This window comes from Streptomyces sp. NPDC059787 (genome assembly GCF_042732315.1).
GTDB lineage: Bacteria > Actinomycetota > Actinomycetes > Streptomycetales > Streptomycetaceae > Streptomyces > Streptomyces atrovirens.
Genome location: NZ_JBHWHX010000007.1, coordinates 1 through 14,245, shown reverse-complemented (window position 1 = coordinate 14,245; position 14,245 = coordinate 1). Strand labels below are relative to the sequence as shown.

The 14,245-nt window shown below is 73.8% G+C and carries 13 protein-coding genes and 1 riboswitch; of the genes, 4 read left to right on the top strand and 9 right to left on the bottom strand.

From position 1 onward, the window contains the following. Positions 1–128: 128 nt before the first annotated feature. The 7 genes from ACFV5H_RS08555 to ACFV5H_RS08525 all read right to left on the bottom strand — a co-directional run bounded on the left by ACFV5H_RS08555 (position 129) and on the right by ACFV5H_RS08525 (position 8,409). Positions 129–971, bottom strand: coding sequence for an ECF transporter S component (locus tag ACFV5H_RS08555; RefSeq protein WP_385193628.1), 843 nt, complete (start codon positions 969–971; stop codon positions 129–131). Then, positions 968–2,626, bottom strand: coding sequence for an ABC transporter ATP-binding protein (locus tag ACFV5H_RS08550; RefSeq protein ID WP_385047353.1), 1,659 nt, complete (start codon positions 2,624–2,626; stop codon positions 968–970). The genes ACFV5H_RS08555 and ACFV5H_RS08550 overlap by 4 nt, the downstream gene beginning before the upstream one ends. Next, positions 2,623–3,852, bottom strand: a complete 1,230-nt coding sequence (locus tag ACFV5H_RS08545) for an energy-coupling factor transporter transmembrane component T (protein WP_385047356.1) — start codon at positions 3,850–3,852, stop codon at positions 2,623–2,625. The genes ACFV5H_RS08550 and ACFV5H_RS08545 overlap by 4 nt, the downstream gene beginning before the upstream one ends. Next, on the bottom strand, positions 3,845–4,483 hold the full coding sequence (locus ACFV5H_RS08540; RefSeq protein WP_385047359.1) for an SCO2322 family protein: 639 nt from the start codon (positions 4,481–4,483) through the stop codon (positions 3,845–3,847). The genes ACFV5H_RS08545 and ACFV5H_RS08540 overlap by 8 nt, the downstream gene beginning before the upstream one ends. Beyond that, positions 4,480–5,706: a prenyltransferase/squalene oxidase repeat-containing protein gene (locus ACFV5H_RS08535; protein WP_385193625.1), complete on the bottom strand. Its 1,227-nt coding sequence runs from the start codon at positions 5,704–5,706 to the stop codon at positions 4,480–4,482. The genes ACFV5H_RS08540 and ACFV5H_RS08535 overlap by 4 nt, the downstream gene beginning before the upstream one ends. A gap of 112 nt (positions 5,707–5,818) precedes the next feature. Next, positions 5,819–5,958: riboswitch (cobalamin riboswitch) on the bottom strand. A gap of 101 nt (positions 5,959–6,059) precedes the next feature. Continuing rightward, positions 6,060–7,466, bottom strand: a complete 1,407-nt coding sequence (locus tag ACFV5H_RS08530; protein WP_385193622.1) for an endo-1,4-beta-xylanase — start codon at positions 7,464–7,466, stop codon at positions 6,060–6,062. 244 nt (positions 7,467–7,710) lie between these two features. Further along, a complete protein-coding gene (locus ACFV5H_RS08525; protein ID WP_385047367.1) occupies positions 7,711–8,409 on the bottom strand; it encodes a TetR family transcriptional regulator in 699 nt (232 codons plus the stop codon). Between the two features lie 206 nt (positions 8,410–8,615). Between ACFV5H_RS08525 and ACFV5H_RS08520 the strand changes: the two genes are divergently transcribed. Genes ACFV5H_RS08520 through ACFV5H_RS08510 form a run of 3 tightly spaced genes read left to right on the top strand, consistent with a single transcriptional unit; the run spans position 8,616 to position 11,988 of the window. After that, positions 8,616–10,169, top strand: a complete 1,554-nt coding sequence (locus ACFV5H_RS08520) for a glycosyltransferase family 4 protein (RefSeq protein ID WP_385193619.1) — start codon at positions 8,616–8,618, stop codon at positions 10,167–10,169. Beyond that, entirely contained in the window at positions 10,163–10,915 is a 753-nt protein-coding gene (locus tag ACFV5H_RS08515; RefSeq protein ID WP_385058321.1) for a class I SAM-dependent methyltransferase, read from the top strand. Before ACFV5H_RS08520 ends, ACFV5H_RS08515 begins: the two co-directional genes overlap by 7 nt. Beyond that, positions 10,912–11,988: a prenyltransferase gene (locus ACFV5H_RS08510; RefSeq protein WP_385058323.1), complete on the top strand. Its 1,077-nt coding sequence runs from the start codon at positions 10,912–10,914 to the stop codon at positions 11,986–11,988. Before ACFV5H_RS08515 ends, ACFV5H_RS08510 begins: the two co-directional genes overlap by 4 nt. A gap of 102 nt (positions 11,989–12,090) precedes the next feature. Here the strand turns inward: ACFV5H_RS08510 and ACFV5H_RS08505 are convergent, their stop codons facing one another. Both ACFV5H_RS08505 and ACFV5H_RS08500 read right to left on the bottom strand, forming a co-directional pair. After that, positions 12,091–12,384, bottom strand: coding sequence for a hypothetical protein (locus tag ACFV5H_RS08505; protein WP_385058325.1), 294 nt, complete (start codon positions 12,382–12,384; stop codon positions 12,091–12,093). A gap of 62 nt (positions 12,385–12,446) precedes the next feature. Continuing rightward, positions 12,447–13,229: a DUF2249 domain-containing protein gene (locus ACFV5H_RS08500; RefSeq protein ID WP_385058327.1), complete on the bottom strand. Its 783-nt coding sequence runs from the start codon at positions 13,227–13,229 to the stop codon at positions 12,447–12,449. Between the two features lie 75 nt (positions 13,230–13,304). On the opposite strand from ACFV5H_RS08500, the gene ACFV5H_RS08495 reads away from it, so the two are divergent. After that, a complete protein-coding gene (locus ACFV5H_RS08495; RefSeq protein WP_385193616.1) occupies positions 13,305–14,234 on the top strand; it encodes a helix-turn-helix domain-containing protein in 930 nt (309 codons plus the stop codon). Positions 14,235–14,245: the final 11 nt, after the last annotated feature.

Genomic DNA, 14,245 nt, shown 5'->3' with positions numbered 1-14,245 from the left:
AGTGGGGGACGGGGTGCGGGGGTGTTCGCGGCAGCGCCCGCGGGGAGCCCGGCTACGGCCCCGCTTCGTATGTGACCCGGGTCATGTGGGGTCCTTCACCCACTCGTTCACGGGGCGCGAGCGGCTGCTCACCGAGGGGTCTCCTCGAATGTGACCGGCGCCTCGAAGGCCGCCCGGCGGGTGGCGCGACGCAGGGCCTTCAGGACCGGGGTGCCGAGGGTGAGGGTCAGGGCGACCGTGGCCAGGGCCCTGCCCAGGTCCCAGCCGAGGGACGTGGCCAGGCAGTACGCCAGGAAGCGGGCCAGGTTGGCGGGGAGCGACGCGTCCGGGTCGAAGGAGATGTTCGAGGCCAGGGCGGACATGAAGGGCCAGCCCGCCATGTTCATCACCGTGCCGTAGGCGAAGGCCGCCAGGAAGCCGTAGACGGCGAGCAGGCAGAGCTCCGCGCGCCCGCGCAGGCGGTCGGCGCCCGGCAGCAGGGCCGCGCCCATCGTGAACCAGCCCATGGACAGCATCTGGAACGGCAGCCAGGGGCCGACACCGCCGGTGAGCAGGGCGGACGCGAACATCGTCACCGAGCCGAGGACGAAGCCGAAGCCCGGCCCGAGGACCCGGCCGCTGAGGACCATGAGGAAGAACATGGGCTCCAGGCCGGCCGTGCCCGCGCCGATGGGGCGCAGGGCCGCGCCCGTCGCCGCGAGGACGCCGAGCATCGCCACCGACTTCGGGCCCAGGCCCGATTCCGAGATCGTCGCCGCCACGACCGCCACCAGCAGGACGAGGAGGCCCGCGAAGAGCCACGGCGCGTCCTGGGCGTGGGCGTTCACGGAGGAGTCGGGCGGGGCGAGGAAGGGCCAGCCGACGCCTGCCACGCCCACCGCGCTGACCAGGGCGAGGGCCGCCCAGGAGCGGGGGCCCAGGCGGACGGCCCGGGTCTGGCGCTGGGTGGGCGTGCTTCCGGCGGCGGTCATCGCAGCGCCTCCCGGACCTGGGAGACCGTGAGCCAGTGCTGCGGGGCGAGGACCTTCGCCACCTGCGGGGCGAAGGACGGGGACGTCACGACCACCTCCGCCGCCGGGCCGTCCGCGATCACCTCGCCCTCGGCGAGCAGGACCACCCGGTGGGCGAGTTCCGCCGCCAGTTCCACGTCGTGCGTGGCCATGACGATCGCGTGGCCCTCGGCGGCCAGCCCGCGCAGGATCGTCACCAGGCGGGCCTTCGCCGCGTAGTCCAGACCGCGGGTCGGCTCGTCGAGGAGGAGCAGGGGCGGGCGCGCGGTCAGGACGACCGCCAGGGCGAGGGTCAGGCGCTGGCCCTCCGACAGGTCGCGGGGGTGGGTGTCGTCGGCCACCGAGGGGAGCAGCTCCGTCAGCAGGGCGCGGCAGGTGCCCGGCTCGGCGCCCGCGTCCTCGTCGGCGGCCGCGCACTCCGCCGCGACCGTGTCGGCGTACAGGAGGTCGCGGGGTTCCTGCGGGACCAGGCCGACGCGGCGGACCAGGTCGCGGGGGCGGGTGCGGTGGGGGACCGCGCCGCCGGTGCGGACCGAGCCCGAGGAGGGGGCGACCAGGCCCACGAGCGCGCTGAGCAGCGTCGACTTCCCGGCGCCGTTGCGGCCCATCAGGGCGATCGTCTCGCCGGGGGCGACGGTCAGGTCGACCCCGCGCAGGGCCTGGACACGGTCGCGGCGGACCGCCAGGGAGCGGACCTCGGCCACATGAACGGGGGCGGGCGTGTCGTGCTTCCTGCGCGGGAACAAACGCCTGGGGGCGGGTGCCGGCTTCGGCCCGGGTGCCTGTGCGGGCGGTCGTCCGCCGGCGAGGCGGTCGCGCAACGGGCCCGCCTTGCGTCGGGCGTCGCGGACCGTCAGGGGGAGGGGGGACCAGCCGGCGAGGCGGCCCAGGCCGACCACCGGGGGGTGGACGGGGGAGACCGCCATCACCTCCGACGGGGCGCCGAGCCACGGCCGTTCGCCGGGGCCCGGCAGCAGGGCCACCTGGTCGGCGTACTGGATGACGCGTTCCAGGCGGTGCTCGGCCATGAGGACGGTGGTGCCGAGGTCGTGGACCAGGCGCTGGAGGACCGCGAGGACCTCCTCGGCCGCCGCGGGGTCGAGTGCGGAGGTCGGTTCGTCGAGGACCAGGACCCGGGGGTGCGGGGTGAGGACCGAGCCGATCGCCACGCGCTGCTGCTGGCCGCCGGAGAGGGTGGCGATGGGGCGGTCGCGGAGACCGGCGAGGCCGAGGAGGTCCAGGGTCTCCTCCACCCTGCGGCGCATCACGGCCGGAGGGAGGCCCAACGACTCCATGCCGTAGGCGAGTTCGTCCTCCACCGTGTCCGTCACGAAGTGGGAGAGCGGGTCCTGGCCCACCGTCCCCACGACGTCGGCGAGTTCGCGCGGCTTGTGGGTACGGGTGTCGCGGCCGGCGACCGTGACCCTGCCGTGCAGGGTGCCGCCGGTGAAGTGCGGGACCAGGCCGCTCACCGCGCCCAGCACCGTCGACTTGCCGACGCCGGACGGGCCGACGAGGAGCACCAGTTCACCCTCGGGGACCTCGAAGTCGACGCCGTGGACGGCGGGTTCGGCCGTTCCGTCGTACGTCACCGACACGTTCTCGAAGCGGATCACGTCGTCGGCTCCTTGCGGGTGTCCGTGGCCGCCTCGGGGGCGGGGGTGATGAGAGCGGGGAGCAGGCCGATCAGGACGGCCGCCGCCGGCCACAGGGGGAGCGTGGGCGCGACGAGCGGGACCACGCCGGGGTGCAGGGCCGCCGGGTCGCGGGAGGCGGCGAGGGTCAGGAGGGTCGCTACGGCGACTCCGGACGCCGTGACCAGCCAGGCTCTGGCGTCCCACGGGTCCGGGCGGTAGCGGGTGCGCAGGGTGCGCCGGCCGCCGAGCCACAGGCCCGCGAGGGCGGCGGCGACACCGGTGAGGAGGACGGGCAGGCCGTAGGTGCCGCCCTCGGCGGTGAGCAGTCCGTACGTGCCGGCGCAGACGCCGAGCAGACCGCCGAGGGTGAGGGCGGCGGTGGTACGGCGGACGGCGGGAGGCACCTGGGCGGTACGGCCGTATCCGCGGGCGTCCATCGCGGCGGCGAGGGCGACCGAGCGCTCCAACGCGCCCTCCAGGACCGGGAGTCCGACCTGGAGCAGGCCGCGTATGCCCTTGTCGTGCCGGCCCCGCAGCCGGCGGGCGGCGCGCAGGCGCTGGACGTCGGCGACGAGGTGGGGCGCGAAGGTGAGGGCGACGACGACGGCCACACCGAGTTCGTACAGGGCGCCGGGGAGGGATTTGAGGAGGCGGGAGGGGTTGGCGAGGGCGTTCGCGGCGCCCACGCAGATGAGGAGGGTGGCGAGACGGAGGGCGTCGTACAGGGCGAAGGCGAGGGCTTCGGCGGTGACCTTGCCGCCGAGGCGGATGCCCTGGGCCCAGTGGGGGAGGGGCATTTCGGGGAGGTGGATGAGCGTGTGTGTGCCGGGGATGGGGGAGCCGAGGACCACGGCGAAGGTGAGGCGGATGAGGATGACGGCGAGGGCGAGTTTGAGGAAGGCGCCGTAGGAGCGGGACCAGGGGGTGTGGGGGCGGCGGGTCGCCACGACGTAGGCGGAGACGGTGATGAGGAGGGTGAGGAGGAGGGGGTTGGTGGTGCGGGTGGCGGCTGTGCCGAGGGAGAGGGACCAGAGCCACCAGGCGCCGGGGTGGAGGTGGGTGCGGTGCCGGTGCTGTCGCTGGGCGGGGGGTGTTGCGCGGCCCGGCGTTCGCGGGGTGCCGCCGCGCCCACCCGTGCCGCCCCAGCGGCACGATTGCCCGCAGCCGGGCGGGCACGATTGCCCGCAGCCGGGTGCGTTACGCACGGCGGCGGGCCTGCCAGATGGCTGCTGCTCCGAGGAGGGCCACCACGGCGATTCCGGCTGTCAGGCCCACCGACGGGCCGCCCGAGTCGTCCGGCTCGGGCTTTTCCTCTGTGGAGGCGGGGGCCTTCTCCGCCGAGACCTGCTCTCCGCAGCCCTTCTCCGGGTAGCCCGCTATCGCGCAGAGCAGGGCGTTGGTGTCGTAGCGGAGGGGTTCGGCCACCGAGGCCAGGGCCTCGGCCGTGGTGGCGTCCTCGGGGACCTGGGCGCAGGCCGTGCGGCCGGCCGGCGGGGTCTCGCCGGACGGGGCGTCGGCGGGGGTGCCGAAGTCGATGACCAGGGCCACGCGTTTCCTGCCGTCGGCCGCCGGGGTCTGTGCGCAGATGGTGTCGAAGTCGGCGGTGCCACGCGGCTTCGTCGCGTCGGCGGAGTTCTCGCTGACGGAGAAGCGGAAGCCGTGGACGTCGCCGTCGGCGGGGCGGGCGAGGGACGGGCCCTGGTCGGCGTACGTCCATGCCGTGCCGTCCTGCTCCCAGAACGACCAGTAGCGGTAGCCGGCGGCCTGCGCCTGGCCCGCGCCCGCCGACAGGGGCAGGAGCGCGGCCAGGAACAGGACGGTGGCCCGGCGGATCACGGCTGCTGCCGCTTCGTACGGCCGCTGATCAGGAAGCCGATGCCGATGCCGGCGACCAGGCAGACGCCGACGAACCACCAGACACCGAAGCCGGAGTCCGATCCGGACTCGGACTCGTCCTTCTTCTCGTCCGCCTTGGCCTCCGTGGTCTTCTCGGCGGCCGGGCCGGTCGCGCCGAGCTGCTTCACCAGGTCCGTGCCGCCGAAGGCGCGCGGGTCGGCTCCGGCCGCGTGGGCGGCGAAGATCAGCTGGGCGTAGGCGGCGGGGCCGCCCTGGGCCGCCCAGCCGGCGGCGTTCTTCTCCAGCCAGGACAGGGACTTCCCGGCCTGCTCGCCGGCGCCCTGTGCGGCGAGCGCGACCACCGCGTCGGCGGTGTTGCCGTAGTCGGGCTGGTCCTCGGCGCCGGCGAGGGCGGAGGTGAGGTGGCCGTCCTCGGCGAGGGCGTCGGTGAGGTACGCGGCACCGTTGGCGGCGGCCTGCTCGGGGCCGTCGGCCTTCTCGCACGCCGCTTCCCCGGCGCCGTCCTTGCCGGGCTCGACGACCAGGCCCGCACCGAGCGAGCCGAGCACGCCCGCCGCCGTCGCGTCCGCGTTGGCGACCAGTTCGCCCTTCTTGTCCGGCTGGAAGGCGAACGCGCCCGCGCCGTCGCCCTCGCAGGGCAGCGCCAGCTTCAGCAGGGCGTCGTAGGGGGACTTGCCGTCCTTCTTCACCTCGGCCGGCTTCTCACCGGCGGCCGCGAGCGCGCCGACGACGACGGAGGTGGAGTTGGTGTCGCTGGCGCCGCCCGCCACATAGCCCCAGCCGCCGTCCTTGTTCTGCGCGGACTTCAGCCAGTCGACGGCCTTCTTCGTGACGTCGTCGTGGCCGCCGAGCGCGGCGAGGGCCTGGACGGCGGCGGCGGTCTGGTTGGTGTCGACCATCGTCTTCGCGTCGCACGCCTCGGCGGTGTCGGCGCGGTACGGGGCGAAGGAGCCGTCGGCGCACTGCTGGCCGGTGAGCCAGTCGACGGCCGCCTTCGACGGCTCGACACCGACCGTGTGCTGGGCGAGCAGGGCGAGCGACTGGCGCCAGACGCCGTCGTACTGCGGGTCGCTGTCGCCGTACAGGGCGGAGGGGAGCGTCCGGGACGGCGACGGGGACGGGGTGGTGTCGGCGGCGGCCGGGGTGGCGGCGCCGATCACGGCGACGGCGGCCAGGACCGCTGCGCTGCGGCGAACATTCATGATCGGCGGGTGCCTTCTTCCCTGCGGGGAGCCGGGCAGCGCGGGACACCCCGGCGGCTCGGCTCCGTATACCTCGACGGTGCCGGTGCGCCGGCGGGTCCGCCGGGCACGTGAGCCGGTCATGGACCGTGCGGGGCAGTCCGGCTCACCGCCCTGGCGGACGGTTCACGGTTGCGGGTCAGCGCCGGAATTGCACCGGCTTCCCCCCGTACGGTGTGATGACGACGCCGACACTCTACCCGCCCGTAGGGAAGGGGCCAGGGGTGGCTTCGGTGAGCAGGGTCACGTCAATCGTGGGACGCGCACCGCACCCGCACCCCCGGAAAGGGGAGCGCGGGTGCGGGTGGGCCGGGTCAGGAAGCCGTGCAGGCGCCGACCTGTGGCGGGGGCGAGGCGCCGCCGCTCACGGTGAAGCCGAAGCTGGTCGAGGCCCCGGCCGCGAGCGAGCCGTTCCAACTGGGGCGCACCGTCATGACGTTGCCGCTGCTGTCCCAGGTGGGTGAGCCGTTCCAGACGGAGAGGACCTTCTGCGGGGACGTCATGGTGACGTCCACGCTCCAGCCGGTGATCGGCGAGCTGCCCGCCGTGATCGTCACCTTGCCGTTGTAGCCGCTGCCCCACTGCTCCGCCGTGGTGTAGGTGGCGGTGCAGCCGGCACCCGGGGTGCCCGGGTCGTCGGGGTCGTCCGGGTCGTCGGGGTCGGTGGTGCCGCCCAGGGCGCTCAGCGCCGCGTCGTACGCGGGCTTCTTGTTGTAGTTGTCATCGAACAGCAGGGGAGTGCCGCTCGACCGCCACGAGTACTTGTCCGGGATGCCCCACACCGTGATGCCGGTGCAGCGCGTCACCGCGAGGCAGGCCCGTACGACGTTGCCGTAGTTGGTGGCCTGCGCCTGGCCCGAGCCCTCGATGTCCAGCTCGGTGATCTGCACGTCGACCCCGAGGTCGGCGAAGCGCTGGAGGTTGGCCCGGTAGTCGGAGGGGACGGGGGAGTTGGGGTTGAAGTGGGACTGGAAGCCGACGCAGTCGATCGGCACGCCACGGGACTTGAAGTCCTTGACCATGTCGTAGACGGCGTTGCTCTTCGCGTTGACGCCGTCGGTGTTGTAGTCGTTGTAGCAGAGCTTGGCGGCCGGGTCGGTCGCGCGGGCCGTGCGGAAGGCCTCCTCGATGAAGCCGTTGCCGAGCTTGTCCTGGAAGGGCGAGCTGCGCCGGGCGCCGCTGCCGCCGTCCTGGAACGCCTCGTTGACCACGTCCCAGGAGTGGATCTCGCCCTTGTAGTGGGTCATGACCTGGGTGATGTGGTTGTTCATGGCCGACCGGAGGTCGCTCGCGCCGAGTCCGGAGACCCAGCCGGGCAGCTGGGAGTGCCAGACCAGGGTGTGGCCGCGGACGTCCATGCCCTGGCTCCGGGCGTGGTTCACGATCTGGTCGGCGCGGCTGAAGCTGAAGGAGCCGCGGTTCGGCTCGACGGCGTCCCACTTCATCTCGTTCTCGGGCGTCACCGAGCTGAACTCGCGGTTCAGCGTGGCGGCGTACTGCGCCTCGCCCAGGTGGTTCGCGGCGACGGCGGCGCCGAAGTAGCGGCCCTTCTCGGCCGCCGCCGCGCCCAGGGTGCCGGCGGCGTGGGCGGTGGTCTGGGGGAGGGCGGCGAGCGCGGTGACGGTGAGCAGGGCGGTGGTGGTGGCGCCGAGGACGGCGCGCAGCCGGCCGTGCGCGGGGGTGCCGCCTCCGGCTCTCGTTCTCGTTCGCTTCCTGATCATGCGCATGTCATCCCTTCTCCGGTGGGTCCCGTGTCACGGGTGGGCGGGATTGCTGCCGTGCGGTCGAACGAAAGTTTCGGACTCGGCTCCGAATTGCTGCGGAGACGATACGGGCCACGGGGGAGGTGGTCAATCATTCGCACAGGGCGGGAGTCGTCGGCGTACGAGGGTGCGTGAAGTGAAAGCCCGCTACCAGCGTGGACGGAAAGGTGTCGAAAGTTTCGCCGGTGATTACCGGTGGGCGTCAGTGGTCGTCCGTGGTCCTCGGGCCCTTCGGGGCCGTCAGATCCATCAGACGGCACGCCGTCTCTATGTCGATCCTGACCTGGGCGATGGAGGCGCGGCCCGAGAGCCAGGTGATCAGGGCCGAGTGCCAGGTGTGCTCGATGACCCGGACGGCCGAGAGCTGCTCGGGTGTGGGATCGGTGAGCTCCATGGCGTCCAGGATGATCGTCGTGGTCTGCCGGGAGACCTGGTCGACCTCCGGACTCGCACTGCGGTCCGCGAACGTCAGGGCGCGCACCATCGCGTCGGCCAGGTGCGGCTCCCGCTGGAGCGCGCGGAAGGCCCGCATCAGGGTCTCCGCGACCCGCTCGGCCGGGGTCTCGCCGGCCGGCGGCTTCCTCCCCAGCGTGCCGTGCAGGGTCTCCAGCTGGTCCTGCATGGTCGCGACCAGGAGATGGATCTTGGACGGGAAGTAGCGGTACAGCGTGCCGAGCGCCACCTGCGAGGACTCCGCGACCTCGCGCATCTGCACCGCGTCGAAACCGCCCCGGCAGGCCAGCTGCGCGCACGCCCGCAGGATGCGGCGGCGCCGCGCCTCCTGGCGCTCGGTGAGCGGCGAGGCCGGGGCGGGCCGCGCGGTGCCGGGCCCCGCCGCCTTGCCCGCCTTGTCCGTTGTGGCTGCCCTGGCCGCCTTGTCCCTGTTGGCTTCCGCAGGCATGGGTCCCGTCCGTGACAGTCGGTGAGGGTGGATGATCAGACAGCATGGCATGTCGTCCGTCGTGGCGTGAATCACCTGATCCACTGCTCCCAGTACCCCTACCTGCCGGTAGATTCGGATCCTCCGAACGATCAACTCTGAAACTTGTTCTAGATCAGCGTCCCGGCGTAATCTCGCGGGACAGTGCAGGGAGAAGGGGGCCCAGAGTGACCGCTGAGGCCAGTCAGGCCGGGCCCTCGCGGGGGCCCGCATCCGACGGCTTGCGACCGCTCCGCATCGCACTCCTCACCTATAAGGGAAACCCGTTCTGCGGCGGGCAGGGCGTCTACGTACGCCACCTCTCCCGCGAACTCGCCCGCCTCGGACACCGCGTCGAGGTCATCGGCGCCCAGCCGTACCCCGTCCTCGATGAGATCCACGACGAGATCCACGACGAGGACCGCGGCGAGGACCGCGGCGGCCCCACCCTCACCGAACTGCCCAGCCTCGACCTCTACCGCCAGCCGGACCCCTTCCGCACTCCGAAGCGCGACGAGTACCGGGACTGGATCGACGCGCTCGAGGTCGGCACGATGTGGACCGGCGGCTTCCCCGAGCCGCTGACGTTCTCCCTGCGCGCCCGCCGCCATCTGCGCGCCCGCCGCGGCGACTTCGACGTCGTCCACGACAACCAGACCCTCGGCTACGGCCTGCTCGGCGACCTCGGCGCCCCCCTGGTGACCACCATCCACCACCCCATCACCGTCGACCGGCGGCTGGAGCTGGACGCCGCCGAGAACTGGCAGCGGCGCTACTCGGTGCGCCGCTGGTACGCCTTCACGCGGATGCAGAAGAGGGTGGCGCGCCGCCTGCCGTCCGTGCTCACCGTCTCCGGCAGCTCCCGCCAGGAGATCGTCGACGATCTCGGCGTACGGCAGGACCGTGTCCACGTCGTCCACATCGGCGCCGACACCGACCTGTTCGCGCCCGATCCGTCGGTGCCGGTCGTGCCGGGCCGGATCGTGACCACGTCCAGCGCGGACGTACCGCTGAAGGGGCTGGTCTTCCTCGTCGAGGCGCTGGCGAAGGTGCGGGCCGAGCAGCCCGGGGCACACCTCGTCGTGGTCGGCAAGCGGCCCGTGGAGGGGCCCGTCGCGCAGGCCGTGGAGCGGTACGGCCTCGAAGGCGCCGTCGAGTTCGTCAAGGGCATCTCGGACGCCGAACTCGTCGACCTCGTGCGGTCGGCGCAGGTCGCGTGCGTGCCGTCGCTGTACGAGGGGTTCTCCCTGCCGGCCGCCGAGGCCATGGCCACGGGCACCCCGCTGGTCGCCACCACCGGCGGGGCGATCCCCGAGGTGGCCGGCCGCGACGGCGAGACGTGTCTCGCCGTACCGCCCGGCGACGCGGGGGCGCTGGCCGCCGCGCTGACCCGGCTGCTCGGCGACCCGGAACTGCGCGCCCGGCTCGGGGCGGCCGGACGGGAGCGGGTGCTGCGGCACTTCACCTGGGCGCGTGCGGCCCAGGGCACGGTGGCCCGCTACCGCGAGGCGATGGCGGGTGCGGGCCGGGACACGGCCGCGGCCCGCTCCGGTGCCCGGGCTGCCGACCTCGCCGGGACCCGGCCCGCGGACCGTGCCGCGACCGGGGCCGTCGACCACCCCGCGCCCGCGACCCCCGACGCCCCGGTCGCCGGGGACGCCGGTCCCGACACCCCCACGGACACGGCCGCCGCCGTGCACGCAGCCGACACCTCCGACCGCGAAAGCAGGGCCACGTGCTGACCGTCGACTTCTCCCGGTTCCCGCTCGCCCCGGGCGACCGCGTCCTGGACCTCGGCTGCGGGGCCGGCCGGCACGCCTTCGAGTGCTACCGGCGCGGCGCGCAGGTCGTGGCGCTGGACCAGAACGGCGAGGAGATCCGCGAGGTCGCCAAGTGGTTCGCGGCGATGAAGGAGGCCGGGGAGGCACCCGCCGGGGCCACCGCCACCGCCATGGAGGGCGACGCCCTCGCCCTGCCCTTCCCCGACGAGTCCTTCGACGTCGTCATCATCTCCGAGGTGATGGAGCACATCCCGGACGACAAGGGCGTCCTCGCCGAGATGGTGCGCGTGCTCAAGCCCGGCGGCCGGATCGCCATCACCGTGCCGCGCTACGGCCCGGAGAAGGTGTGCTGGTCGCTGTCCGACGCCTACCACGAGGTCGAGGGCGGCCACATCCGCATCTACAAGGCGGACGAACTGCTGGCGAAGATCCGCGGGGCGGGCCTGCGTCCGTACGGCACGCATCACGCGCACGCGCTGCACTCGCCGTACTGGTGGCTGAAGTGCGCGTTCGGCGTGGACAACGACAAGGCGCTGCCGGTACGGGCGTACCACAAGCTGCTGGTCTGGGACATCATGAAGAAGCCGCTGGCCACCCGGGTCGCGGAGCAGGCGCTGAACCCGCTGATCGGCAAGAGCTTCGTGGCGTACGCGACCAAGCCGCACCTGCCGCGCGCCGCGGCCGGGGCCGAGGCGGACGCCACGTGACGACCCCCCGGACCGAACACCTGGTCCTGCCCGGGGTCCTCACGGCCGGCCAGGCCGCCGCGACCGTCGCCGGCATCCTCGCGGTGCAGCGGGAGGACGGGGCGATCCCGTGGTTCCGGGGGCACCACCTCGACCCGTGGGACCACGTCGAGGCCGCGATGGCCCTGGACACGGCGGGCGAGCACGACGCCGCCGAACGGGCCTATCTGTGGCTGGCCCGGCACCAGTTGGCGGACGGCTCCTGGTACGCGGCCTACGCCGACGGCGACCCGCTCGACGTCACCGACCGGGGCCGGGAGACCAACTTCGTCGCCTACATCGCGGTCGGGGTGTGGCACCACTACCTCTCCACCGGCGACGACACGTTCCTGGACCGCATGTGGCCCGTGGTGTGCGCGGCGGTGGAGTTCGTGCTGCGGCTGCAGCAGCCCGGCGGGCAGATCGGCTGGCGGCGCGACGACGACGGCACGCCCACCGCGGACGCGCTGCTCACCGGCTCCTCGTCCGTCCACCACGCGCTGCGCTGCGCGCTCGCCATCGCCGAGCAGCGCGAAGAGCCGCAGCCGGACTGGGAGTTGGCGGCGGGCGCGCTGCGGCACGCGATCCGGCACCACCCGGAGCGGTTCCTGGACAAGGACCGCTACTCCATGGACTGGTACTACCCGGTGCTCGGCGGCGCGCTCACCGGCGCGGAGGCCAAGGCCCGTGTCGAGGAGGGCTGGGACCGTTTCGTCGTCCCCGGACTCGGGGTGCGCTGCGTGGTGCCCAACCCGTGGGTGACCGGCGGCGAGTCGGCCGAACTCGCCCTGGCCCTCTGGGCGATGGGCGAGTCCGACCGCGCGCTGGAGGTGCTCCAGTCGATCCAGCACCTGCGCGATCCGGAGACCGGCCTGTACTGGACGGGCTACGTCTTCGACGACGACGCGATCTGGCCGCGCGAACTGACCACCTGGACCGCCGGCTCACTGCTCCTGGCGGTCGCCGCCCTCGGCGGCCACGAGGCCACCTGCGCGGTGTTCGGCGGCGACCACCTGCCCAGGGGCCTGGACCCGGACTGCTGTTCCCTCACCTGAGCCGGCCGGGGCCTCGTCGAAGGTGCTGTGTTCACTGGGGGTGCCCCCCAGACCCCCGGGTCACGTGACCAGTGAGGGGTGGGGTCCGGGGCTGGGGGCGGCTCAGTACCGGCGGAGGCGGCCCGCGATGGCGTGGCCGATGAAGAGGTAGACGACGGCGGCGAGTCCGTAGCCGGCGACCACGCGGGCCCAGGCCTCGTCGAACGTGAAGAGGTCGCGTGACCAGGTGGCCAGCCAGTTGGCCGCGTCGTGGACGAACTGCACCAGGTCGTTGCCCCGGTTGGCGTCCAGCAGGTACATCAGAATCCAGAGTCCGAGGATGACGGCCATGATGTCCGCGATCACCGCGATGACCGTCCCTGCGGAGTTGGAACCAGTGCGATATCGAGGGGACATACTCTCCGACTGGCCCCGAAAGGGCGATTGAAACCCGGAACGTCCGGGGCCGGCAGGGGAGTTCAGCGGCGGGTGAGCAGCAGGCGCCACGCCTCCGGGCCGCGCTGCCGGTAGTCCACCGCGAAGACACCGGGGTGCCGGTCCTCGATCTGCCGCAGCAGCGGCAGCGGGTCGTGCGGTGCCACGAGCACCATGGCCCGCCCGGCCGGTACGGCACCGAGCGCGCCGAAGACCGTGGCGTGCCGCAGCGCGTGCGGGACTTCCCGGACGTCGAGTTCGGGCACCTCCACGTCGTCCGATCCGCCGCAGTCGCACGTGCCGCCGCAGCCGCCGCCCGCGGACTCGCCCGCGCTCTCCTCGCCGCCGCCGAGCAGTTCGTGCATGCCGCCCAGCAGATCGGCCAGCGAGATGTCCGGGGCACCGGCGAGCAGCGGCAGGACGAGGTCGTTCTCCTTGCCCAGGTGCTCCTCGAACAGGACCTGCAGGGCCCGGCCGTCGGCCGCCGCCCGTACGGCGGAGCCGGCCTCGCGCACCGCGTCGACCAGGGCGGTGAGCCTGCGGTGCTCGGCGAGCATGCCGTCGACGAGGAGACGGGCCTCGGGCAGGTCGCGGGCGGCGGCGTAGAGGGTGCCTTCCTCGGCGACCGCGTGCGGGAGCAGGTCCCGGTCGCAGAAGGCGACCAGTCCGGCGCGGACCTCGTCGGCCGAGGCCGGGTCGCGGTCCGCCGCGGCGACCAGCATGGCCACCCGTCCGGCCAGCTCACCGGCCAGCTGGGCGTGGTGCGCCTCGACGGCTTCGACGGCCGCCGCGTCCTCGGGGTCCGATGCGAGGGTCAGAGTGCTCATCAGGGGGCCGTTCCTTCCAGCCGTCGACGACCCGTCCGAACGGTGCGGGCCGAATGCCTGCAATATAGTACGGACATGACCGTGGAAAATAACGGACCGCTTCCCGGCAGCGGATCGCACCGTGTCCCGCTGTCCCGGCAGCGGAGCGGTGTCCTGCAGTACCTGCGCGGACAGGCCGGTCCCGTCACCGCCACCGCGCTCGCCCAGGTGTGCGCGCTGCACGTCAACACCGTCCGCGAGCACCTGGACGCCCTGGTGGACGACGGTCTGGCCGCCCGCGAGCGGTCCGCCCCCGCCGGGCGCGGCCGTCCCGCCTGGCGCTACCGGGCCCGCCCGCCGCAGGAGTCCCCCGCGCGGGAGTACGCGGGGCTCGCCGCCGTACTGGCCGCGCGGATCGCCCGTACCAGCGCCGATCCGCGCGGGGACGCCCTCGCGGCGGGCGAGGACTGGGGGCGCGTCCTGACCGCCGGGCAGGAGCCGTCGGCGGACCCGGGGGAGGCGCGGGAACGGCTGCTGGACCTCCTCGGGGAGATCGGCTTCGCCCCGGAGGCCGACGCGGAGGCGCGCGAAGTACGGCTGCCGCGCTGCCCCTTCGTCGAGACGGCCCGCGAGCATCCCGGCGTCATCTGCGGCGTCCACGAAGGACTGGCCCGGGCCGCCCTCGGCGCCCTGGGCGAGAACTCCCAGGAGATCGAACTCCTGCCCTTCGCCGAACCGGGCGCCTGCCGTCTCCGCCTGAACACGGACCCAGCGCCGGGTGCCGGCCTCGCGCCGGGTGCCGGGACTCCGTCGGACGCCGGCCTCGCGCCGGACGCCGGCCTCGCGCCGGGTGCCGGGGCTCCGTCGGACGCCGGCCCCGTGCCGGACGCCGGCCTCGCGCCGGGTGCCGGGGCTCCGTCGGACGCCGGCCCCGTGCCGGACGCCGGCCTCGCGCCGGACGCCGGGGCCCCGTCGGACGCCGCCCCCGAGCGGCGGCGCGGCGTCGAGTCCGGGGAGACCCCGTGACCCCCGTCCCC

Bases quoted from the DNA above. Each gene is read 5' to 3' on its own strand.
- ACFV5H_RS08525 (WP_385047367.1), bottom strand. From the start codon at position 8,409: ATGCCTGCGGAAGCCAACAGGGACAAGGCGGCCAGGGCAGCCACAACG.
- ACFV5H_RS08530 (WP_385193622.1), bottom strand. From the start codon at position 7,466: ATGATCAGGAAGCGAACGAGAACGAGAGCCGGAGGCGGCACCCCCGCG.
- ACFV5H_RS08505 (WP_385058325.1), bottom strand. From the start codon at position 12,384: ATGTCCCCTCGATATCGCACTGGTTCCAACTCCGCAGGGACGGTCATC.
- ACFV5H_RS08535 (WP_385193625.1), bottom strand. From the start codon at position 5,706: ATGAATGTTCGCCGCAGCGCAGCGGTCCTGGCCGCCGTCGCCGTGATC.
- ACFV5H_RS08495 (WP_385193616.1), top strand. From the start codon at position 13,305: ATGACCGTGGAAAATAACGGACCGCTTCCCGGCAGCGGATCGCACCGT.
- ACFV5H_RS08500 (WP_385058327.1), bottom strand. From the start codon at position 13,229: ATGAGCACTCTGACCCTCGCATCGGACCCCGAGGACGCGGCGGCCGTC.
- ACFV5H_RS08555 (WP_385193628.1), bottom strand. From the start codon at position 971: ATGACCGCCGCCGGAAGCACGCCCACCCAGCGCCAGACCCGGGCCGTC.